The sequence below is a fragment of the Polaromonas sp. P1_G2 genome (genome assembly GCF_056405515.1).
Genome location: NZ_JBFUBY010000674.1, coordinates 1 through 635, shown reverse-complemented (window position 1 = coordinate 635; position 635 = coordinate 1). Strand labels below are relative to the sequence as shown.

The window sequence follows — 635 nt, the reverse complement described above, 5'->3', positions numbered from 1 at the left end:
CGACAATCGTGTGGCAGACGGTGAAACCCATACCGTCGGTTTCGGTGAGCATGCGGTGGCTGGTGCCATTGCCCCAATTGACGAAGAAATCCGTGGTTTCGACATCGGCAAGGCTGCGCTTGAACATAACTTATCTCCCAGTTTTATTGACATATGACGCCGCCTTGGCGACGTCGCATGCCGAAAGCTAAGCCGGAACCGCAGCCAAGACTATTGATCTGTTTTATTCAATAAGTTAGTTTTCCTCACATATGGATCTGCCACCAGCCAATGCCCTTCGCGCCTTCGAGGCCGCCGCGCGCCTGCTCAGTATTTCGCGGGCTGGTGATGAATTGAATGTGACGCATGCGGCGATTTCGCATCACATCCGCCATATCGAGGATTGGATCGGCCAGCCGCTGCTCCGGAAATCCGGCCGCGCCATCGCGCTCACTGAGACGGGACTGGCCCTGAGCCTGGTGGTGACCGACAGCTTTCGCCAGATCGAGGCACAGTGCCGCGCGATCCGCCGGCCCGGCGCCGGTCATGGTCTGACTATTGCCTGCATTCCGTCGATTGCCGCCCGTTGGCTGATCCCGGCGCTGGCGGATTTTCGCTCGGCCCAGCCGGAATTGGCACTCAGGGTCGTCTATGCC

General features: G+C 58.9%; 1 protein-coding gene. It reads left to right on the top strand.

The window, feature by feature from the left end; translation table 11 throughout:
• Positions 1-251: 251 nt before the first annotated feature.
• On the top strand, positions 252-635 hold a 384-nt coding region (locus AC1D0P_RS26885; protein ID WP_477679522.1), incomplete at its 3' end, for a LysR family transcriptional regulator.